Source organism: Microbacterium sp. CIAB417, assembly GCF_022788845.1.
Genome location: NZ_JAHZUT010000006.1, coordinates 263,504 through 284,007 on the forward strand (window position 1 = coordinate 263,504; position 20,504 = coordinate 284,007).

16 protein-coding genes are annotated in these 20,504 nt (G+C 69.6%); 5 read left to right on the forward strand and 11 right to left on the reverse strand.

Translation table 11 applies throughout. From position 1 onward, the window contains the following. Positions 1-4: 4 nt before the first annotated feature. From KYX17_RS24820 to KYX17_RS24830, 3 genes are read right to left on the reverse strand one after another with little or no spacing between them, the layout of a single operon-like run. Positions 5-1,360: a Gfo/Idh/MocA family protein gene (locus KYX17_RS24820; RefSeq protein ID WP_243230800.1), complete on the reverse strand. Its 1,356-nt coding sequence runs from the start codon at positions 1,358-1,360 to the stop codon at positions 5-7. Between the two features lie 32 nt (positions 1,361-1,392). Further along, positions 1,393-2,295: a carbohydrate ABC transporter permease gene (locus KYX17_RS24825; RefSeq protein WP_243230801.1), complete on the reverse strand. Its 903-nt coding sequence runs from the start codon at positions 2,293-2,295 to the stop codon at positions 1,393-1,395. Beyond that, positions 2,285-3,223 carry a carbohydrate ABC transporter permease gene (locus tag KYX17_RS24830; protein ID WP_243230803.1) on the reverse strand — a complete coding sequence of 313 codons (939 nt, stop codon included), beginning with the start codon at positions 3,221-3,223 and terminating at the stop codon, positions 2,285-2,287. The genes KYX17_RS24825 and KYX17_RS24830 overlap by 11 nt, the downstream gene beginning before the upstream one ends. Positions 3,224-3,502: 279 nt before the next feature. Here KYX17_RS24830 and KYX17_RS24835 point away from each other — a divergent pair, with 279 nt between their 5' ends. Both KYX17_RS24835 and KYX17_RS24840 read left to right on the forward strand, forming a co-directional pair. Continuing rightward, positions 3,503-4,819: an ABC transporter substrate-binding protein gene (locus KYX17_RS24835; protein WP_243230804.1), complete on the forward strand. Its 1,317-nt coding sequence runs from the start codon at positions 3,503-3,505 to the stop codon at positions 4,817-4,819. Between the two features lie 5 nt (positions 4,820-4,824). After that, positions 4,825-6,474, forward strand: a complete 1,650-nt coding sequence (locus tag KYX17_RS24840; RefSeq protein WP_243230807.1) for a hypothetical protein — start codon at positions 4,825-4,827, stop codon at positions 6,472-6,474. Between the two features lie 6 nt (positions 6,475-6,480). On the opposite strand, the gene KYX17_RS24845 is transcribed toward KYX17_RS24840, so the two are convergent. Both KYX17_RS24845 and KYX17_RS24850 read right to left on the reverse strand, forming a co-directional pair. Further along, the gene (locus tag KYX17_RS24845; protein ID WP_243230809.1) at positions 6,481-7,350 is read right to left on the reverse strand and encodes a glycoside hydrolase family 43 protein; all 870 of its coding nucleotides are present in this window, start codon (positions 7,348-7,350) and stop codon (positions 6,481-6,483) included. A gap of 13 nt (positions 7,351-7,363) precedes the next feature. Further along, on the reverse strand, positions 7,364-8,365 hold the full coding sequence (locus tag KYX17_RS24850; protein ID WP_243230811.1) for a LacI family DNA-binding transcriptional regulator: 1,002 nt from the start codon (positions 8,363-8,365) through the stop codon (positions 7,364-7,366). Between the two features lie 149 nt (positions 8,366-8,514). Here KYX17_RS24850 and KYX17_RS24855 point away from each other — a divergent pair, with 149 nt between their 5' ends. Next, positions 8,515-9,573: a winged helix DNA-binding domain-containing protein gene (locus tag KYX17_RS24855; RefSeq protein WP_243230812.1), complete on the forward strand. Its 1,059-nt coding sequence runs from the start codon at positions 8,515-8,517 to the stop codon at positions 9,571-9,573. Positions 9,574-9,585: 12 nt separating this feature from the next. On the opposite strand, the gene KYX17_RS24860 is transcribed toward KYX17_RS24855, so the two are convergent. Further along, positions 9,586-10,236 carry an HAD-IA family hydrolase gene (locus tag KYX17_RS24860; RefSeq protein WP_243230813.1) on the reverse strand — a complete coding sequence of 217 codons (651 nt, stop codon included), beginning with the start codon at positions 10,234-10,236 and terminating at the stop codon, positions 9,586-9,588. Positions 10,237-10,262: 26 nt separating this feature from the next. Then, positions 10,263-11,705, reverse strand: coding sequence for an XRE family transcriptional regulator (locus KYX17_RS24865; RefSeq protein ID WP_243230814.1), 1,443 nt, complete (start codon positions 11,703-11,705; stop codon positions 10,263-10,265). 110 nt (positions 11,706-11,815) lie between these two features. Between KYX17_RS24865 and KYX17_RS24870 the strand changes: the two genes are divergently transcribed. Beyond that, complete coding sequence (locus KYX17_RS24870; protein WP_243230815.1) at positions 11,816-13,681, forward strand: phosphoenolpyruvate carboxykinase (GTP); 1,866 nt, start codon at positions 11,816-11,818, stop codon at positions 13,679-13,681. Between the two features lie 269 nt (positions 13,682-13,950). Here the strand turns inward: KYX17_RS24870 and KYX17_RS24875 are convergent, their stop codons facing one another. Further along, a complete protein-coding gene (locus KYX17_RS24875) occupies positions 13,951-15,843 on the reverse strand; it encodes an ABC transporter ATP-binding protein (protein ID WP_243230818.1) in 1,893 nt (630 codons plus the stop codon). 27 nt (positions 15,844-15,870) lie between these two features. After that, the gene (locus tag KYX17_RS24880; protein WP_243230820.1) at positions 15,871-16,077 is read right to left on the reverse strand and encodes an AsnC family protein; all 207 of its coding nucleotides are present in this window, start codon (positions 16,075-16,077) and stop codon (positions 15,871-15,873) included. Positions 16,078-16,162: 85 nt separating this feature from the next. On the opposite strand from KYX17_RS24880, the gene KYX17_RS24885 reads away from it, so the two are divergent. After that, on the forward strand, positions 16,163-17,194 hold the full coding sequence (locus KYX17_RS24885; RefSeq protein ID WP_243230822.1) for an LD-carboxypeptidase: 1,032 nt from the start codon (positions 16,163-16,165) through the stop codon (positions 17,192-17,194). Positions 17,195-17,196: 2 nt separating this feature from the next. On the opposite strand, the gene KYX17_RS24890 is transcribed toward KYX17_RS24885, so the two are convergent. Next, complete coding sequence (locus KYX17_RS24890) at positions 17,197-18,651, reverse strand: MFS transporter (protein ID WP_243230824.1); 1,455 nt, start codon at positions 18,649-18,651, stop codon at positions 17,197-17,199. Positions 18,652-18,742: 91 nt separating this feature from the next. Beyond that, on the reverse strand, positions 18,743-20,476 hold the full coding sequence (locus KYX17_RS24895) for a beta-galactosidase family protein (RefSeq protein WP_243230826.1): 1,734 nt from the start codon (positions 20,474-20,476) through the stop codon (positions 18,743-18,745). Positions 20,477-20,504: the final 28 nt, after the last annotated feature.

Here is a 20,504-nt window from a genome sequence, read left to right on the forward strand (position 1 = left end):
CGGCTCAGGACGCCGGTGCGCGTCGCTCGAGCACCGCGTGAGCGGCGCCCAGATCGAGATCCGCGATCCGCACCGCCTGCCCGGTGGCCAGCGAACGGTTCCCGGCGAGGCCGACGGCCATGCTGCGCACGCCGTCCGTCCAGTCCGCCGTGCGTCCGAGCGGATCGTCCTCGACTCCGACGAAGACATCCCGCAGCAGCATGGCGTCGCCCCCGCCGTGCCCGCCTTCGCCGTCCGGGATCGCGACTTCGCGCGCCGGCGCGAAGTGCTGCTGCACGACGAGCCGCTCCGACACCGGGCGCGCGGTGTCGTCGACGACGAGGTCGGGGCGAGCGCTCGGGTCGACGACGGTCCGGCCCTCCTCGTCGACGAGCACCGATCCGCGTTCGACGACCGTGAGCTCAGCCCGTCCCCGCGTCCCGTTGACCGCGACGGTGTACCCCTCCCAGGGTGCATGCGCGTTCAGGGAGTACGACAGCGTGCTGCCACGGGCGTAGTCAACGACGAGGGACAGGTTGTCCTCGATCGTGATGCCCTCGTCGAACACGTCGCGATCGCGCAGGTAGCCGTCGAATTCCTCCTGTTCGAGATACAGGCCGCGCCAGACCGGATCGGTGCGCAGGTCCAGGCTGAACCGGTCGCGCAGCGGGGAGTCGGTGGTGCCGCGCTCCGGGCGGGGGCCGAGGCCCCGCCACCGGGCGTTCTCGGCTCCGTAGAACCGCAGTCCTCCCGAGGCGAAGACGCGCGTCGGGGTGTCGTCGATCCACCAGTTCACGAGGTCGAAGTGGTGGCTCGCCTTGTGGATCAGCAGCCCTCCCGACCGGTCCTTGTGGCGGTGCCAGCGTCGGAAGTAGTCCGCGCCGTGACCGGTGTCGAGCACCCATTCGAAGTGCACGCTCGTCACCTCGCCGATCTCGCCGGACGAGATCACCTGCTTCAGGGCGCTGTTGCGCGGAGAGTAGCGGTAGTTGAACGTCAGGGTGACACCGCGACCGGTGCGCCGGACCGCGTCGGTGATCCGGCGCACGCCCTCTTCGGTGGTCGTCAGCGGCTTCTCGACGACGACGTCGGCACCGGCGTCGACCGCCTCGACGATCAGATCCGCATGCGTCGAGTCCGGCGTCGTGATGATGACGCGCTGGACGTCCTGCTCGGCGACGACCGACGCGAGCCGCGACGGCGCGAAGCGTGCGGGATCGCCGAGCTCGGGATGCCGGGCCAGCGACCATTCGACACGGCCGGGGTTCGTGTCCGCCACGGCGACGAGCTCGGCCGCGTCCGCGTGCGGTCCCGCGATGGCCTCCAGATACATCTGGGCTCGGGAACCGGTGCCGACCAGGCCGTATCGATCCTTCTGCATGCGGGGTCCTTTCGACGGCGTCTCTGCGCCGGTCACTTGATGCCGCTGGTCGCGGCGCCTTTGATGAGGAATCGCTGTCCGAACAGGAACACGAGGAACAGCGGGACCAGCGACACGACGCTCATCGCGAACATCGAGCCGTAGTCCGAGCTGGACTGCGCGTCCAGGAAGCCCTTCAAGGCGAGGGATGCGGGGAACAGCTCCGGCAGCCGGAGGTAGATGAGCGGGCCGAAGAAGTCGCCCCAGGTCCAGATGAAGGTGAAGATCGCCGTGGTCGCCAGAGCGGGCACGATGAGCGGCAGCGTGATCTGGAAGTAGCTGCGGGCGTGCCCGGCTCCGTCGATGCGGGCCGCCTCGAACAGCTCCTTCGGAAGGCCCCGGATGAACTGCACCATGAGGAACACGAAGAAGGCCTCGGTCGCGAGGAACTTCGGCACGACCAGCGGAAGGAAGGTGTTCAGCCAGTCGAGTTCCTTGTAGATGATGAACTGCGGCACCAGCAGCACCTGGAACGGGAGCATGATCGACCCGAGCATCAGCGCGAACGCGAGGTTGCGGAATCGGAACTTCATGCGCGCGAAGGCGTAGGCGGCCATCGAGCAGGACACCAGGTTCCCGAGGATCGCGCCGAACGCGATGATCGCCGAGTTGAGCAGGAACAGCCCGAACGGATGCTGGAGGTCCTTCCAGCCGTTGACGTAGTTCTCGGTCGTGAGGTTCGTCGTGAAGATGCTGAGATCCCGGAAGATCTCGTCGTTCGGCTTGAGGCTGGAGGCGACGAGCCAGATCAGCGGGTACACCATCACGACGCACAGGACGATCAGCACGACGTGCTTCAGCATGGAGCGCCAACGGGCGTGACGCTGCCCCGGCCGACGGCGGGACACGGGCGCGGCGCCGGAAGGACGGACGAGGGTCTCGGTTTCAGTCGTCATAGAACACCCAGTACTTGGAGAGCCAGAAGTTGAAGGCGGTGAACGCGGCGATCACCACGAGCAGGAACCAGGCCATGGCCGAGGCATAGCCCATGTCCAGGTCGGTGAACGCCTCCTTGTACAGCAGGAGGGTGAAGAACATCGTCGAGTCGCTCGGTCCGCCCGTTCCGCCGGAGACGACGTATGCCTGGGTGAACGACTGGAACGCGAAGATGATCTGCAGCACGAGGTTGAAGAAGATCACCGGCGTCAGCAGCGGGAACGTGATCGACAGGAACTGACGGAGCCGGCCGGCGCCGTCCATGGATGCGGCTTCGTAGTACATCGCCGGGATCTGCCGGAGGCCCGCGAGGAAGATGACCAGCGGTGAGCCGAACGTCCAGACGTTCAGGACGATGAGGGTTCCGAGCGCGAAGTCCGGATGTCCGATCCACCCTGGGCCGTCGATTCCGAACCAGGCGAGGACGCCGTTGACGAGTCCGTCCTTGCCGAACACCTGACGCCACAGGATCGCGATGGCGACGGAGCCGCCCAGCAGAGAGGGGAGATAGAAGACCGAGCGATAGAACGACAGGCCCCGCAGGCCCTTGTCGAGGAGCACTGCCAGCGCCAGCGCCAGTGCAAGCTGCAACGGCACGCCGATCAGGACGTATTCGACGGTGACGCGGAACGAGTTCCAGAAGCGGGCGTCCGAGAACATCCGCACGAAGTTCTCGATGCCCGACCACGTCGGCGGCTGGAGCAGGTTGTAGTCGGTGAAGGACAGGTACAGGGATGCCACGATGGGGCCGATCGTGAGGCCCAGCATCCCGATCAGCCACGGCAGCAGGAATGCCACGGCGGCCTTGTTGTCGGGGAACTTCTCTCGGACGCGCGCGCCCGGCCCGCGTGTGCGGGTGAGGGTGCGCAGCTCGCCAAGACTGCTCATGCGACCTCCTTGTCAGCTTTCGCGATGCTTCTCCGCGTCATCCGGCTCGGATGCGATGCGAGAAAGCGGTTTCACGGTCAGGACGATTATTGGTGTCCAGGAATCCATCCGTCAAGTCCGTCATTCCGGCGTGTCGCCCGATCGCCGTCGGCGGTGGTGAAAGGTCTTCGTTGACAGGGTTCCGGTCCGATGCTAACTTTCGAGAAAGCGGTTTCACCGTTTTCTGATATCCATCCCTCCTGGCGGACATCGATGCCGCCCACAGCGAAAAGAGGCGCAATGACGCGTATCACCCGTACCCGCGTGATGACGTTCGGATCCATCGCCGCCGTGTCCGCCCTGGCGCTGAGCGGATGCTCCGGCGACGCGGGCTCCGCCGACGGCTTCGACCCGGACGAGGAGATCGAGCTCGAGATGTCCTGGTGGGGCGACGACGCGCGCGCCGCCCTGTTCGACGAGGTCATCGGCCTGTTCGAGGACGAGCACCCCAACATCACCGTCACCCAGACTCCGGTGGGATCGCCGGATGACCTCTTCAACCGCCTGGCCACGGACTTCGCCGGCGGAGGGGACACCGCGCCCGACGTGTTCGCGCTCGGGGGAGCGAAGCCGCAGGAGTACGGCGAACTCGGCGCGCTGCTGGACTTCGAGACGGTCGGGGAGTACGTGGACTCCTCGCAGTACCCGGACTTCTCGCTGACGAACTCGATCGTCGACGACACGCTGTACGGCCTGCCGACCGGGGGCAATGCGACCGCCGCGTTCGTCAACGCGGACATCTTCGAGGCGGCCGGAGTGGCCGTGCCGCAGGACGGCTGGACGTGGGACGATCTCATCGCCGCCGCCAACGAGATCGGCAGTGCCGGTCTGACCAACGAGGCGGGCCAGCCGGTCTACGGGATCGACATGAGGATCGCCGACATCATCGGCACCTATGCCGCGCAGGTCAGCGAGCTCGGCATGTACGACTGGGACGGTCAGCTCGGGGTCGATGCCGAGCAGATCGCAGGCATCTTCGAGATCGAGAAGGAGCTGTCGGACGGAGGCGGCATGCCGGATCCCTCCGTGGTCGCGTCCGGGGTCGCGCTTCCGCCGGACCAGCAGCTGTTCACGCTCGGGCAGGCGGGCATCACCTTCGGCTACAGCAATCTCATGAACGTCTACGGCGCCGCAGGAGACGTGCGGATCATGCTTCCGCCGACGTCGACGGACACGACCGGCGTCGCCCTGCTCCCGTCGGCGTTCTGGGCGATCAACGCCGCGACGCCCCACCCGGAGGCCGCGGCCATGCTCGTGGACTGGTTCCTCAACGAGCCCGCCGCCGCCGAGCTGATCCTCGACACCCGCGGAGTCCCGTTCAACCCGGAGACGCTGGCCGTGGTGACCCCGCTCCTCGAGGGGCCGAGCCAGGTCGCGGCCGAGTACGTCGACGTCGTGCTCGAAAGCGGGGTCGTCGCTCCGCCGCAGCCGTCCGGCGGCTCGATCATGAACGAGCTGTCGCAGCGCATGGAGGCCGATGTGCTCTTCGGTCGCGCGACACCAGCGCAGGCCGGCGAGCAGTGGGTCGCCGAACTCGGTGCGGCACTGGAGCAGTAACGGCGATGCAGACGATGACGGCCCGGGACGACGCCCTGCAGCGACTGCGAGAGGCGGACCCGATCGCCCGGGCCGGCATCGCCGGCTCTCCGCTCGCGGACGGCATCCGCACCGCCGAGGTCCGCTTCGCGGCCGTCGGCGGACCCCTCGAGGAGCGCTGGCACCGCGCGCTCGCCGAGCTGAGCGCCAGTATCGGCTCGACATCAGGGACCGAGCCCGTGCTCCTCGAGGGCGGTGTGTATCCCGGGACGTGGCTGGAGAGCACGGGGTCGATCAGCGCCGACGTGCTCCGGCACTGGGCCCCGGAGGTCGCCAGGGAGACGCTCCTGCAGTTCGCGGAGCACCAGCGCGACGACGGGCTCCTGCCCTACAAGGTGACCGCCGACGGCCCGGCGTTCAGCCAGATCCAGATCGTGACACCGCTCGCCCGCGTGGTGTGGCGTCACTATCTGGCCTCGGGGCGCGACCGTGGGTTCCTCCGGAGGATGTACGACGCCATGGTCCGGGGCGACCAGTGGCTGGCTCGCCATCGCGACACCCGCGGCACCGGCGCGGTCGAGGCGTTCTGCACGTTCGACACCGGACACGACCTCTCGCCCCGGTTCTGGTTCGCACCGGATCGCTGCCACCACGGCGATGCGCAGCAGTACGATCCCGATTCTGCGCTCCTGCCGTACATCGCGCCCGATCTCACCGCGAACGTCGCCTGTCAGCGCGCCTACCTCGGTCGCATCGCCGACGAGCTCGGCGAGGACGGGGAACGCTGGCGAGCGGCCGCACGCGAGAGCACGGCGGCTCTGTGGGAGCAGTGCTTTCACGCCGAGGACGGCCTGTTCTACGACCGCGACCGGAACGGGCGCAGCGTGCGGATCGCCTCGGACGTGCTGCTGCGGGTGCTGGCATGCGAGATCGGTGACGAGGCGTTCTTCGCGGAGAGCCTGGAGCGCTATCTGCTGAACACGCGGAAGTTCCTCGCACACTACGGCTTCACCTCGATCGCGATGGATGATCCGCGTTTCGACCGGGATGCGTCGCGCAATTCGTGGGGAGGGCCGGTCAACTTCCTGAGTCTGCTTCGCGCCCCCGACGCATTCGAGCACCATGGCCACGCGGCCGAGCTGGCGGCCGCGTCCGCCCCGGTACTGGCCGCCCTGGCCGCGGCGGACCGGTTCCCGCAGTGCCTGGACCCGTTCACCGGGGAGGCCGGGTTCACCACGCAGTACTCGCCGTCGATCCTCTGGTTCCTCGATGCGCTGGAGCGCTGGTCCGGGATCCGTGAAGCGGACGACGGCGACCTGTGGTTCTCCGGCGCCTCTCCGACGCGGCTCGGCCTCGGCGCCGCGGCCTCGGCGGTCGCGACAGCCCGTCGCACGGCAGGGGGATTCTGGGAGCTCGCCGCCGATGACGACCGGGTGGACGTGCATCGAGACGGCGAGCTCGCGTTCTCGTTCCCGCGCGGGTGGCGCGTCATCACCGATCCGTCCGGGGTGCCGTGGCGGATCGTCGGCCTCGGCTCCGCCCGCGTCGGCGGGGACCTCGTCATCGACGGCAGACGGACGCATCTCGACGCGGCGCCCGATGAGATCCTCGAGCTCCGGGACGGGCGGCTCGACGGTCGGCATGGCGTCGCGAGCATAGCGCCCGTCTTCGACTGATCGCACTCAGCCGCGCAGGCGGAGTCCGTCCGGCGTCTCGTCGAGAGGGAAGAACCGGGCGCGCTCATGCGGAGTCCGGTTGGGAGTGTGCAAGGCGAGGAGCAGTGTGCCCTCGGCATCACGGAAGATCATGCCGTGTCCTCCATCGGCCGGCCACAGGGCCGTCTCCGCCTGCATCCACGGGCCTCGGATGCCGCCGGAAGAGGACGTCGCGACTCCCAGCGCGTATCCGGACTCCCCGAAGCTGGACCACAGCATGAGCAACCGCCCGTCGGCCGTGCGATGCAGGGACGGGCCGTCCGTCACGTACACGAGCGGGAACTCCGGTCTCGGGATCGGCCGTGCCCACGCGGCGGCGGACGCGCGGAAGAGCAACTCGGGTTCGGAAGCGGGAGTCCGCAGATCCTCGCTCAACCGTACGGCGAGGATCTCGCCGTCGCCGACGTCCTTCCATTCGTGACAGAAGACGAGGTAGGGGACGCCGTCCTCGACGTGCAGGGTGCCGTCGAGGCATTCCCAGTCGTGCGGCGTGAGCGGCCCGTCGGACCAGGGCGTGTAGGGACCCTGTGGCGAGGAGGCGCGCAGGACCTGCGTGCCCCGGTGCCGGCCGGGTGCGGTGAAGGTCGCGAACAGGTAGTACGCGTCCTGGTATCGGTGGACCTCCGGCGCCCAGTACTGCGTCCGGGACCAGAAATCCGGGTCGGGGCGGAACGCGGGAAAGGGACCGGACCAGGTCTCCAGGTCCGCGCTCCAGTAGGCGTCGAAGCCGGTCGCCGGACCGTCCCAGATGTTCGGGTCGGTGCTGCCGAACAGCCAATGGCCGTCCCCCTCGCGCAGGACGAAGGGGTCGCGGATCTGGATGTCGTCGAGTCTCATCGGCGTCGTCCTCTCAGCGCCGGACGGGGCCGGTCGACTCGCGCAGTTCGAGCCGCGGCTGGAACATCACGTCGTGGTCCGGTGTCTCGCCGTCGATGAGCGAGCGCATGCGGTTCCACGCCAGAGCGCCGAGCGCCTCGTGCGGCACGGATGCCGTGGTGAGCGCCGGAGACATGAAGCGGGCGAAGGGGATGTCGTCGAATCCGGTGATGGAGATGTCCTCCGGTACGCGGATCCCCTTCTTCGTGAGTCCGTGCAGCAGTCCGATCGCGACGAGGTCGTTGAAGGCGAGCACGGCGGTCGCGCCGGTGCGCGTCACCGCGTCCACGGCATCGAGCCCGCTCTGGCTGTTGGCACCACCCGGTATGCGGTCGACCGTGAGGTCTCCGACGGAATTCCGGACGTCGTCGATGCCGCGCAGGCGATTCTCGTTAGCGGGACCCTCCGGACCTTCGACGTAGGCGAGGTGGCGGTGCCCCAGAGCGTGGAGATGGTGCGCGAGGCGTTCGAAGCCGGCCCGCGAGTCGACGGCCAGCGTCGGCGCGGAGGAAGCGGGGCTCGCGCGGTTGAGGACGACGACGGGGCCGAGCGTCGACGTCGCGGTGCCGAGGGCATCATCCGTCATCCGGGGTGCGCACAGCACCAGGGCGTCGCAGCGGTGGCGTATCTCCGCGGCCAGCACGGGTTCGTCCTCGGCGGACTCGGCCGAGTCGGCGACGAGCACCCGGTATCCGTCCTCGGCCGCGGCCTTGCTGAGACTCGTGAGCACGGCTTGGAACGTGGGGTTCGACAGGTCCGGCACGAGGAAGGCGATGGCGTTCGTCTGGCCCATGGCGAAGCTGCGCGCGAGGTGATTGGGGGAGTAGTCGAGTTCCCGAGCAGCGGCCCGCACGCGCTCCGCGATCTGCGGTTCGCCGAAGAACCGTCCGTTCATCACGCGGGAGACCGTCGCCGGCGACACCCCCGCCGCCTGCGCGACCGAGCTGATCGTCGTCGCACTCGATCGTCGAGCCACTGCGCCCGCCCCCTTCCCGCCGGCCGTCCGCCGGCCGCGTGCTTCCGGGGATCAGTGTAGCGCTGAAACCGCTTTCTCCGGCGCGAGGACGCGCCCAGGACCCCCTGCGCGCCTGCGATGTCCCCGGCATCCGCCATGATGGTGCCGTGATGACGCCAGCGAAGCTCCGCGCGGAGCGCCTGCGATCCCATCGACTGACTGCTCCCGCTCCGACCGTCGCCGACGCGGCTTCGCACCTGCTCGCCGTTCAGAGTCAGGAGTTCTGGGGCGGGCGCTGGGCGCTGGCCACGCGGACCGCGGGCGCTCCGACCATGCGCGCGGTCGACGCGCTGTTCGACGACGGCACCCTGATCCGCGCCTGGACGCAGCGCGGCACGCTGCACATCGTCCCGGCCCGTGACTTCGCCTGGATGCTGCGGGTGACCGGCGAACGCCAGCAGCGCGCGCAGGCGCCGCGTCTGCGCGAACTCGGACTCGATGCCGACGTGCTCGCACGGATCGAACGCGCCGCGCGAGCCGCCCTGCGCGGCGGGAACGCCCTGACGCGGGCGGAGTTCTTCGACGTGCTCTCCGGCATCGGGGTCGACCCGACGGGGCAGCGCGGCGCGCACGCCATCGGCGACCTCGCCATCCGCGGGATCATCTGCCAGGGCCCGGTCGTCCCTCGCCCCGACGGCGTGAGCCGCGAGCAGTACTTCGTGCTCGTCGAGGAGCACATCACCGACGCGCACGTGCCCGACGATCCGGCGGCCGAGATGTTCGTCCGCTACATCGACGGTCACGGCCCCGCGACGGCCGAGGATTTCGCGTGGTGGTCCGGTCTCACGCTCACGGCGGCACGAGCGGCGGCGGCCTCGGCGGCCGCACGGCTGGATGAGGTGGACGACGGCGTGTACGTCGCACGGGCGCGTCCTCGTCGCCGCGCGACCGGCGAGGTCCTCGCTCTCGCGTCCTTCGAGGAGTACTACATCTCCTATGCCGATCGGTCGCACGCCGGAACGCCGGAGGCGTTCGCGGCGGTCGGACCGGGCAAGAACGGGATGGTCCGACCCATCCTGCTCGCCGACGGGCTGATCGTCGGCACCTGGCGGCAGTCGACGGCTCTGGGCCGGCACATGGAGCATCCGACGGCCGAGCTGCTCGCCGACGTCCGCGACGAGGGCGTCGCAGCCGCCCTCGCTCGCTACGCCGCGTTCGTCACGGGATGACGCACGCGCCCGTCAACCGAGGAGGACGTCGAAGCCGTCGCCGGAGGCGACGATCCGCACGGAAGTGAGGTCGTCGACGTGGTGGGCCGGGCCGAACGACGGCGCGTGCGGACCGACGCCGATCACGGTCATCCCGGCATCCTGCCCCGCGCGGATCCCGGCCGCGGAATCCTCGAACACGACGCAGTCCGAGGCTTCGATCCCCAACTCCGCCGCGGCGCGGAGGAAGCCTTCGGGGTCCGGCTTGCTGCGCGACACGCTCTCCGCGGTCACGGCGAGCCGGGGAACGGTCAGCGACGCCGCCCCCATCCGCGCCGTCATGAGGCGGACGTCGGCGGAGGTCACGATCGCGTGGGGGAAGGACGCGAGTGCGCTGAGGAACGCCGCGGCTCCCGCGATCTCGACGACGCCGTCCACGTCCTCGCTCTCGCGGCGCAGCATCTGCTGGTTCTCGTCCAGGTTCACGGCGTGGTCTCGGTCGGGGAGCAGCAGCGCCATGCTCTGGTGCCCCTGCCTGCCATGCACGGTCCGCAGCACCGTCTCGGGATCGAGGCCGTGCGGTCGCGCCCACTCCAGCCAGAGTCGTTCGACCACCGCCGTCGAGTCGACCAGCGTGCCGTCCATGTCGAGCAGGGCGGCGCGGGCGTGCAGGGTGATCGTCATCCCTCCAGCGTACGGGGAGGTCCTGATCACTCCTGAGCGTGCCGTGCGAGGAAGTCGTAGACCTCGCTGTCGTCGACACCCGGGAACGCGCCGCGGGGGAGCGGGGAGAACATGTGGGTGTGCACGCGGGCGCTCGGCCAGGCCTTGCCGCTCCATCGCTCGGCGACCTCGGTCGGAGGCCGGCGGCAGCACGCCTCGTCCGGGCAGGTCGATGCCGCGCGGTCCGGCGTCTCGCGTCCCCGCCACCACCGAGCGTCGTCGAACGGCACGCCGACCGTGATCGAGAACTCCCCGTCGGTGGAGGATCCGGTCTGCGTCGAGCACCAGAACGTCCCGGACGGCGTGTCGGTGTACTGGTGATGCTCCGTGGTGCGGTTCTGCTGCGCGAATGCGGCCCGCGCCTGGAACTTGCGGCACACGCGCTGCCCCTCGACCGCGCCCGTCACGTCCATCGGCAGGGGGAGGCCGTCGTTCTCGTAGACCCTGGTGATCGCCCCGGTCTCGTCGACGCGGAGGAAGTGCAGGGCCATGCCCAGGTGCTCGGTCATCAGGTTCGTCATGCGCATGCCCGCCGCCTCATGCGTGACGCCGAACGCGTCGCGGAAGTCCTCGACGGCGAGGTTGCGGTCCTTGCGCGCCTGCTGGAGGAAGGCCACGCCGGCGGTCTCGGGGATCAGGCAGCACGCCGCGAAGTAGTTGATCTCCAGCCGCTGCTGCAGGAAGTCGGCGTAGTCGGTCGGCGGAGTGTGGCCGAGGAGGCGGTGCGCCATCGCCTGCAGGGCCATCGACCGCAGGCCGTGGCCGCCGGGGATCGACGCCGGGGGGAGATAGATCCGCCCGTTCTCCAGATCGGTCACCGAGCGGGTCGAATGCGGCAGGTCGCCGACGTAGATCAGCTCGAATCCCAGCTTCTCCGCCATGATGCTCACGGTGCGGTGGGTCAGGGCGCCGCCCACATGACCGGCCGAGCGCAGCTGCTTCTCGGCGAGCTTCTCGATGTCGCCGATGTAGTTGTTCTGCGCGCGCATCCGAAGCCGCAGCTCCGTGTTCGCGCGGCGAGCCTCCTCCGGTGTGGCGATGGCCTCGCGTTCGCGACGCTGCAGTTCGCGGTGCAGGCCGAGCACGGACTCGATCGTCTCGTCGGTCAGGCCCTTCGTGACGCGCACGGGGGCGATGCCGAGCTGGCGGAACACGGGGCTGGCCTGCGCGTTCTCCAGTTCGATCTCCAGCGCCGCCCTGCGGTTCGGCGGCTCGCCGGAGATGAGGTCGGCGACCTCGGTGTCCGTCGCCTGGGCGATCGCCTGCAGGAGCGAGAGCTTGGGCTCGCGCTTGCCGTTCTCGATGAGGCTGAGCTGGGAGCCCGCGACCCCGACCAGCGCGCCGAGCTCGTCGAGCGTGTAGCCGCGGGCGGTGCGGTGGTGACGGATGCGATGACCCAGGGTGGTGAGGTGGATGCCGGAGCCGCTCATTCCTTGATCATACTGAAAGAATCATTGTTCTTACGCTCCGAATCGTCGAAAAATCCTCGCGTGTCTGGCGCAGGATGGTCACAACGACCTGATTCTTCGAGGGAGCAGACATGGCCATCGCTGAGACGTTCACCTTCCGCACCGCACCGGCCGGGCCGGCGCGGACGCTGGGGCAGGCGCCGACGTACGACACCCCGGCGATGGCGGATCTGCGCGCCTGGGTGGAGGAGATCCGCGCACTGACGCAGCCGGACGCCGTGCACTGGGTCGACGGCTCGCGTGCCGAGAACGACGCTCTTCTGCGCGGGCTCGTCGACGAGGGCAAGCTCATCAAGCTCAACCCGGAGTGGCGCCCGGGCTCCTACCTCGCACGCTCCCATCCGAGCGATGTCGCCCGGACGGAGGGACGCACGTTCATCGCCTCCGAGCGCGAGGAGGACGCCGGCCCCACCAACAACTGGGCCGAGCCCGGGGCCATGCGCACCAAGATGGACGTCCTCTTCGCCGGCTCCATGCGGGGGCGCACGATGTACGTGGTCCCGTTCTCGATGGGCGCCGTCGGCGGCCCGCTCTCGCACATCGGGGTGCAGATCACCGACAGCGCATACGCCGTGGCATCCATCGGCATCATGACCAGGGTCGGCGACGCCGTGACCCGTGAGATCGCCGGCGGAGCCCCGTGGGTGCGCACCGTGCACACCGTGGGGGCGCCGCTGGCACCAGGCGAGCAGGACACCGCGTGGCCCTGCAACGACGAGAAGTACATCGTGCACTTCCCGGACACGCTCGAGGTGTACTCCTACGGTTCGGGATACGGCGGGAACGCCATCCTCGCGAAGAAGTGCTTCGCCCTGCGCATCGCATCCGTCATCGCTCGCGATGAGGGCTGGCTGGCCGAGCACATGCTGCTGATCCGCATCATCGACCCGAACGGGCGGGCGTACCACGTCGCAGCGGCCTTCCCCTCGGCGTGCGGCAAGACCAATCTCGCGATGCTGCGCCCGACGATCCCGGGATGGCGCGTCGAGACGATCGGCGACGACATCGCATGGATCCGCCCGGGGGAGGACGGCCGGCTCTGGGCGATCAACCCCGAGGCCGGGTTCTTCGGGGTCGCTCCGGGGACCGGGGAGGCGACGAACGTCACCGCGGTGGAGACGCTGTGGGGCAACACGATCTTCACGAACGTCGCCCTGCGCCCGGACGGGGACGTGTGGTGGGAGGGGCTGACCGACACGCCGCCGAGCGACCTCATCGACTGGGAGGGCAAGGCCTGGACGCCCGGATCCGGGCGTCCGGCCGCGCACCCCAACTCCCGCTTCACCGTCGCCGCGGCCCAGTGCCCGCAGATCTCCGACGACTGGGAGGAGGCCGTGCCGCTGGACGTGATCCTGTTCGGAGGGCGCCGCGCGACGAACGTGCCGCTGGTCGTCGAGGCCACCGACTGGGCGCACGGGGTCTTCCTCGGGTCCACGATATCGTCGGAGCGCACCGCCGCCGCGGAGGGCACGGTCGGCGAACTTCGTCGCGATCCCTTCGCCATGCTGCCCTTCTGCGGGTACAACATGGGCGACTACTTCGCCCACTGGCTCGACGTCGGGCGCCGGCTGCGGTTCGATCGCGCACCGCGCATCTTCCAGGTCAACTGGTTCCGCCGCGGTGACGACGGCCGTTTCCTGTGGCCGGGGTTCGGCGACAACGCGCGTGTGATCGACTGGATCATTCGCCGCATCGACGGGCAGGTGGCCGCCGTCGACAGCCCGCTGGGCCGGCTTCCGCTCGCCGGAGATCTCGACCTCGACGGCCTCGACATCCCGGATGCCGACATCGAAGAGCTGTTCCGGGTGGACCCGGACGCCTGGCGGAGCGAGGCGGAGGGCATCGAGCGCTTCTACGACATGTTCGGCGACCGGCTGCCGGCGGCCCTGCGCGCCGAGCTCGCTTCGTTGCGCTACCGGCTCGACCGCGCGAGCTGAGCGCACCGCAGACCCGCGACGGCGGGATGACGGGGACGAACCCATGGCTGAGTGGTTCCCGGCATCCCGCCGTCGCGTCCTTCCGCCCCCCGACTGCCTCACGCCCCTGGCCGTCTGCACGAGACTTCTCCCTAGCCCCGTGAGACCTCTCCGCAGTGACGAGACCTCTCGGTATTCACGCGTATAACGAGAGGTCTCGTAAACACGACGGGGTCTGTCCGGTTTGGGAGGGGATGGATTGCCTGGGAAAACGGGACGACGCCGCGGCGTCAGGCGAGAAGCTGGTGGCGGGCGAGGTCCCGGTACAGCGGCGTCGACTCGATCAGCTCGGCGTGCGTCCCCTGGCCCACGACCTCGCCGTCCTCGAGGACGATGATGAGGTCGCTGTCCACGACGGTCGACAGCCGATGCGCGATCACGACGAGCGTCCGGTCGGTGGCGACGGCGTCGATGGCCTCGCGCATGCGCTGTTCGTTGACGCCGTCCAGCGATGAGGTCGACTCGTCCAGCAGCAGGATCGGCGCCTCCGTGAGCAGGGCACGGGCGATCGCGAGACGCTGACGCTCGCCTCCCGAGAGCATGACGCCGTCCTCGCCGACCGGGGTGTGAAGGCCCAGCGGGCCGCGTTCCAGTACGTCGCCCAGGTTCACGGCGCGCAGCACGCGTTCGCAGTCCGCATCGGATGCCGCGGGCGAGGCCAGCCGGAGGTTGTCGGCGAGCGTGCCGGCGAGCGTCGGGGCATCCTGCTCGACGTAGCCGAAGCGCGCCCGCAGGTCAGCACGCGCGTACGTGCGGATGTCATGACCGTCCAGCCGGATCGAGCCTCCGGTCGGATCGTAGAAGCGCTCGATGAGGGCCAGCACCGTGCTCTTGCCGGCGCCGCTCGGGCCGACCAGGGCGACGCGGGCGCCGCGCGGGACGGCGAAGGAGACCCCGCGCAGCACCTCACGGTCCGAGCCCGCATCGAGATCGGTCTCGTCGAGGTCGCGCTCCAGATGCGCGTCGACGAGCAGGCCGTGGACCTCGGTCGCAGCGGCCCGTCGTGCCGCCACGACGGCATCCGGATACCGGAAGCGCACGTCGCGGAACTCCAGCGCCGGTGCATCGCCGACGACGGCCTCGCGACCGATCGCGGCGGCGGTCTCGACGTCGGCATCCGATTCCCGGGGCAGGTCGAGCACCTCCTGGATGCGTCCGAGGGCGCCGAGAGCCTGGTTGACCGAGGTGATCGCGCCGAACGTCGACGCCAGCGGCATCACGAGCATGAACAGGAACATGATGAACGTGATGAGCGCGGCGATCGAGATCGTACCCGCCGCGACCCGGAATCCGCCGACGCCCAGCACGACCAGCAGCGAAAGCTGAAGGGCGATCCCGGCGATCGGGACGACCAGTGCCGACACCTTCGCGATGCGCACGCCGAGGCCGTAGGCCTGGCTCGCGAGCTGCGACACGGAGTCCGTCTCGCGCTCGGTGGCGCCCGACGCGCGCACGGTGCGGATCGAGCCGACCGCCCGCTCGACACCGGAGGCGAGCTCTCCGACCTTCACCTGCTGCGCCATGGATGCCTCGCGGATCCGTCCGCTGAGCGCGACGACCACGACCACGGACGCTCCGATCACGACGACGATGAGCAGCAGCAGGACGGGATCGATGACGAGCATCGCGATCAGGGCGCCGACGAACAGGACCGCGTTGCCCACGGCATCCGCCAGACCCTGAGTCAGCACGGCGTACAGCAGCGTGGTGTCCGTCCCCACGCGCGACACGAGGTCTCCCGTCCGGCGCGCGTCGAATTCGCTGATCGGCAGATGCAGGATGCGGGCGATGAGCTTGCGCCTCGAGGAGTACACCACAGCGGTGCCGGTGCGCTGCAGCAGGTAGTGCTGGTAGCCGGAGATGATCGAGGACACGATCACGAAGCCGACGAGCAGCCACACGAGCACGCCGATGGTGCCGTCGGACTGCACGGCTTCGATCACCTGGCCGACCAGCAGCGGCTGCACGAGCGAGGTGGCGGCGCCGAAGACGCTGAGCACGGCGACGACGACGAGCGTGCGCTTGTGCTCGAAGAGGAAGGGGAGCAGCTGGCGGAACGTGGCGCGCGGACCATCCTGCGGCGCGCCACGGCCGCGTCGGCGTGCGGGCGCCGTGCGGGACATGCGTGACCTCGAGTTCGGGAGAAGGGTTTACCTACGACCGTACTTCCTGTGCGCGGCCTGTTTGGTCACTCCGAGCGCTCCGGCGATCGCCTGCCACGAGTATCCGCCCAGGCGCGCGCGGCGGACCTGAGCCTCCTCGGCGCGGGCGATCTCGCGGCGGATGCCGGCGAGGCGGTGCAGTTCGGCGATCGGCTCGCCTTCGGGATCGGTGGCGACAGCGGTTCGGATGCTCATGGGGACCTCCGCAAGTCAACATATGTTGACCCGCGGTCGCGCGTCAAGTCCTGTTGACGATGTTCGCCGCTGGCAGACTGGACGGATGCTGCAGCTCTCCCCGCTCTCACCGGGCGACCGCGTCGCCGTCCTGTCGCCCGCCTTCGCCGCGCCGGCGGTCGCTCCCGTGCTGCACGAGCAGGCGCTGCGGCGCCTGCAGGCGCTGACCGGCCTGATCCCGGTGGAGTATCCGACCACCCGGCTGCTCGACGCGAGCCCCGAGGCACGGGCCGCCGACGTCGACGCGGCCTTCGCGGACCCGTCGATCCGGGCCATCCTCGCGACCATCGGCGGGGACGACCAGATGCTCGTGGTGCCGCATCTGACTCCGGAGCTGGCTCAGGCGGACCCGAAGCCGTTCGTCGGCTACAGCGACAACACCAACATCCTCAACTGGCTGTGGGGTCTCGGCGTCCCCGGCTACCACGGCGGCTCGACGGCCGTGCACCTCGGCCCCGGACCCGACGTGGACGACATCCACCTGCGCTCCCTGCGGGCCGCGCTGCTGGACGGCGGGGAGCTCGAGATCACCGAGCCGGGGGAGTCCGAGGACGTCGGACGCCGCTGGGAGGACCCGCGCGCCCTCACCCAATACGGCGACCGCACGCCGACCGAACCCTGGACGTGGGCGGGACCCGAGCGTCGCGTCGAAGGACGGACGTGGGGCGGATGCCTGGAGGTGCTCGACGGCCTGGCCTGGGTCGACCGACTGCCGCCGGCGTCGGACCTGGAGGGGGCGATCCTGCTCCTTGAGACGAGCGAGGAGCGGCCGAGTGCCGGGTGGGTCGCGCGGTGGCTGCGCGGGCTCGGTGAGCGCGGCATCCTGGCGGCCGTCGCGGGCGTCGTCGTGGCGCGGCCGCCGGTCAGCGACTTCGAGTTCCAGCCTTCCGCTGCGGAGGCCCTGGCGCTGCGCGAGGCGCAGCGGGATGCCGTGATCGAGACCGTCTCGCGCTACAACCGCGATGCCGTCGTCTGCGTGGGCGTCCCGTTCGGGCACACCCGGCCGCAGTGGATCCTGCCGTACGGCGGCACGATGGTGCTGGACGGAGCCGCGCGCCGCGTGTTCGCCAGGTACTGAAGCTACAGCGTCGCTCCCACGCCGAGATCGGCCTCGTAGTCGTGATCCTTCGTCTCCGGTGTGAAGATCAGCGCGACGAAGGTCAGCACCCCCATCGCCGAGAGGTAGACGCCGACGAGCCACGGCTCGCCGCCCACGGCGGCCCACAAGGCGACCGCGATGAACGGCGCGACCGCGGCCCCGAGGATGGACGACACGTTGTACGCGATCGCCGAGCCCGAGTAGCGGACGTTCGTCGGGAACAGCTCCGGCAGGAGCGCCCCCATCGGACCGAACGTGATGCCCATGAGCATGAACCCGAAGACCAGGAACGCCTGCGTGAGGGCCCCGGTGAACTTCGGATCGGCCTGCGGGAGAAGGAACGTGTTGAACAGCAGGCCGAACACGATGATCGCGCCGGTGACCCACAGCAGGAGCTTGCGACGCCCGACCGCGTCGGCGATCGGCCCGGACAGCAGCGTGAAGATCCCGAAGAACACGACGCCGATGATCTGCATGAGCACGAAGTCGGTGTAGCCGAAGCCGAGACCCGGATAGAACTGGGCCGCGAAGGCGACGGGATCGAAGGCCTTTCCGGTCGCCTCGGCGGCGGACTGCGCCGCGGCGGACGCGGTCTCGAGATCCGCGGCCTTGGTGCCGTAGGTGAGCGTGAAGTTCGTCATCAGGTAGAACAGCACGTAGGTCGCGAGCATGATGAACGTGCCCAGGATCAGCTGCTTCCAGTGGTGACGGAACACGGTCGCGAGCGGAAGCTTGCGGATCGTGCCCTTCTGCTCGGCTCTCTTGAAGGTGTCCGATTCGACCAGCCGCAGGCGCACCCACAGACCGATGATCACCATGACGGCCGAGAACAGGAACGGGATGCGCCAGCCCCAGGCGAGGAACGCCTCGGACTTCAGTGCGGGGTCCTCGGGGTGCGGCAGGAGCCAGTTGATCGCGAGGAACAGCACGTTCGCGATGATGAAGCCGAGCGGGGCGCCCAGCTGCGGGAAGGAGCCGTACCAGGCCCGCTTGCCGGCCGGGGCGTTCTCGGTCGCGACCAGTGCGGCGCCGGACCATTCGCCGCCGAGCGCGAAGCCCTGGGCCAGGCGCAGGATGAGCAGCAGCAGCGGGGCGACCCAGTTGATCACCTGGAAGGTGGGCAGCAGGCCGATCGCGAAGGTCGCGATGCCCATCGTGAGCAGGGACGCCACCAGGGTCGCCTTGCGGCCGAACCGGTCGCCGAAGTGGCCGAACACGACGGCGCCGATCGGCCGGGCGACCATGGCGGCGCCGAACACGGCGAACGACGCGAGCAGGGACGCGGTGTCGTTGTCGCTCGGGAAGAAAAGCACAGGGAACACGAGCACGGCCGCCGTGGCATAGGCGTAGAAGTCGTAGAACTCGATCGTGGTGCCGACCAGGCTCGCGGTGATGACGCGCGAGCGGGGGTTCGCCGGCTTCGTGGCAGAACTCATCAGGGATCCCTCCGTGGTGCTCGTGTGGGGAAAGAGCACACCGGATCATACGCCCGCGGGTGCGCTCGGTGCGGGATCAGCGCGCGGCGGGTCACTCCTCCAGGTCGCCGAGGGCCAGGGTGTCCACGAAGGAGGCCACGGGCTCGAGAAGGTGCTCCAGCTCCAGCACGACCAGTCGGTTGGTCCCGGCGCGCGTGGCCGGAGCGGGGACGTACAGGGTGCGCTGAGGACCGTTGCGCCAGTAGCGCCCCAGGAAGAACCCGTTCACGAACGCGTAGCCCTTGCTCCAGGACGCGGTGTCCAGGAACAGGTCGGAGGCCCCGTCCAGGGCGAAGTCGGCGGTGTAGGCCATCGCTCCGCTCCCCGCGGGCTGTTCGCCCTCGACGCGAGCGGCGATCTCCGCGACGTCCAGGGGCGTCGAGCGCCAGCCGTGCAGCGGGTGGCCGTCGAGCAGCGGAGCGCCGATCATCCCCTTGGGCTCGCCGAGGCGGTGGTCGTAGTTCACGCGTCCCTGATCCTCGACGAGGATGCTGAGCCGCCGTCCCGGCGGCAGTGCGATCGCGCGGTCGTGGCGCGTGCGCGCGAGCGTTCCGACGCGCCGGCCGTCGACGCTGACCCAGGCGAGGTCGCGGATCTCCTCGTCGAAGCGCAGCAGACCGCCGCGGAACCCCTGCGGCAGCTCCGCGTCGTAGCGCACCAGGGCGCTCAGGTGCCTGAGGTCGTCGAAGGTCGCGGGTTCCTCCGTCGCCGGGGCGGTGGCCTCGGCATCCGTCCACGTGCCCGCCGGGTGCAGTTCGGCGGTGAAGACGGGGACGGATGCCGCGGCATCCGGGACCTCGTCCGGAACGGGTGCGTATCTCGCGATCACGTCGCGCAGGGCGAAGTACTTCGCCGTGGGATTGCCGGCTTCGTCGAGCGGGGCGTCGTAGTCGTACGAGGTGACCAGGGGCAGGTAGCGGCCCTTGTGATTGGCGCCGTTGGTGAGGCCGAAGTTCGTGCCGCCGTGGAACATGTAGATGTTGACCGAGGCCCCGGCGGCGAGCAGCGCGTCGAGGTCCGAAGCGGCCGCGGAGACGTCGGTGGTGTGGTGCACGCCGCCCCACCAGTCGAACCAGCCGTCCCAGAACTCGGAGCACATCAGGGGACCGGTCGGCTGGTGCGCACGCAGCGTGGCGAGCCGTTCGGGCACGCGGGAGCCGAATGAGCCCGTGCGGTGCAGCTCGGGCAGGCTCCCGTCCGCGAGCATGCGATCGGTGGGCTGATCCACCGTGGTCAGTGGCACCTCGATGCCGGCCGCGCGCGTGACCCGGACGAGTTCGGCGAGGTAGGCCTTGTCGGATCCGTACGCGCCGTACTCGTTCTCGATCTGCACGAGCACGACCGGGCCGCCGCGGTGGATCTGACGAGGGGCGACGATCTCGTACACGCGCTCGAGGAAGCCCGTGACGTCCGCGAGGTAGGCGGGATCGGAGGAGCGCAGCGTCCGCTCGTCGGCGTCGAGCCAGGTGGGAAGGCCCCCGTTGTGCCATTCGGCGCAGATGTAGGGTCCGGGACGGACGATGGCGTCCATGCCCTCGGCGGCGACGAGATCGAGGAAGCGTCCGAGGTCGTTCCAGCCCGTCGCGTCCCATTCGCCGCGCCGCGGTTCGTGGGCGTTCCAGGCGACGTAGGTCTCGATCGTGTTGAGCCCCATCAGGCGCGCCTTGCGGATGCGGTCCTGCCACTGGTCCGGGTGCACGCGGAAGTAGTGCAGGGCGCCGGCCAGGATGCGGTGGGGGCGGCCGTCGCGGAGGAAGTCGGTGTCGCCGATGGAGAAGGTGCTCACGGATCGTGCTTTCAGAAGAAGGGGGCCG

What these genes read in the sequence shown, in the direction of transcription:
- KYX17_RS24820 (WP_243230800.1), bottom strand. Translation starts at nt 1,360, where the DNA reads ATGCAGAAGGATCGATACGGCCTGGTCGGCACCGGTTCCCGAGCCCAG.
- KYX17_RS24825 (WP_243230801.1), bottom strand. Translation starts at nt 2,295, where the DNA reads ATGACGACTGAAACCGAGACCCTCGTCCGTCCTTCCGGCGCCGCGCCC.
- KYX17_RS24830 (WP_243230803.1), bottom strand. Translation starts at nt 3,223, where the DNA reads ATGAGCAGTCTTGGCGAGCTGCGCACCCTCACCCGCACACGCGGGCCG.
- KYX17_RS24835 (WP_243230804.1), top strand. Translation starts at nt 3,503, where the DNA reads ATGACGCGTATCACCCGTACCCGCGTGATGACGTTCGGATCCATCGCC.
- KYX17_RS24840 (WP_243230807.1), top strand. Translation starts at nt 4,825, where the DNA reads ATGCAGACGATGACGGCCCGGGACGACGCCCTGCAGCGACTGCGAGAG.
- KYX17_RS24845 (WP_243230809.1), bottom strand. Translation starts at nt 7,350, where the DNA reads ATGAGACTCGACGACATCCAGATCCGCGACCCCTTCGTCCTGCGCGAG.
- KYX17_RS24855 (WP_243230812.1), top strand. Translation starts at nt 8,515, where the DNA reads ATGACGCCAGCGAAGCTCCGCGCGGAGCGCCTGCGATCCCATCGACTG.
- KYX17_RS24860 (WP_243230813.1), bottom strand. Translation starts at nt 10,236, where the DNA reads ATGACGATCACCCTGCACGCCCGCGCCGCCCTGCTCGACATGGACGGC.
- KYX17_RS24865 (WP_243230814.1), bottom strand. Translation starts at nt 11,705, where the DNA reads ATGAGCGGCTCCGGCATCCACCTCACCACCCTGGGTCATCGCATCCGT.
- KYX17_RS24870 (WP_243230815.1), top strand. Translation starts at nt 11,816, where the DNA reads ATGGCCATCGCTGAGACGTTCACCTTCCGCACCGCACCGGCCGGGCCG.
- KYX17_RS24875 (WP_243230818.1), bottom strand. Translation starts at nt 15,843, where the DNA reads ATGTCCCGCACGGCGCCCGCACGCCGACGCGGCCGTGGCGCGCCGCAG.
- KYX17_RS24880 (WP_243230820.1), bottom strand. Translation starts at nt 16,077, where the DNA reads ATGAGCATCCGAACCGCTGTCGCCACCGATCCCGAAGGCGAGCCGATC.
- KYX17_RS24885 (WP_243230822.1), top strand. Translation starts at nt 16,163, where the DNA reads ATGCTGCAGCTCTCCCCGCTCTCACCGGGCGACCGCGTCGCCGTCCTG.
- KYX17_RS24890 (WP_243230824.1), bottom strand. Translation starts at nt 18,651, where the DNA reads ATGAGTTCTGCCACGAAGCCGGCGAACCCCCGCTCGCGCGTCATCACC.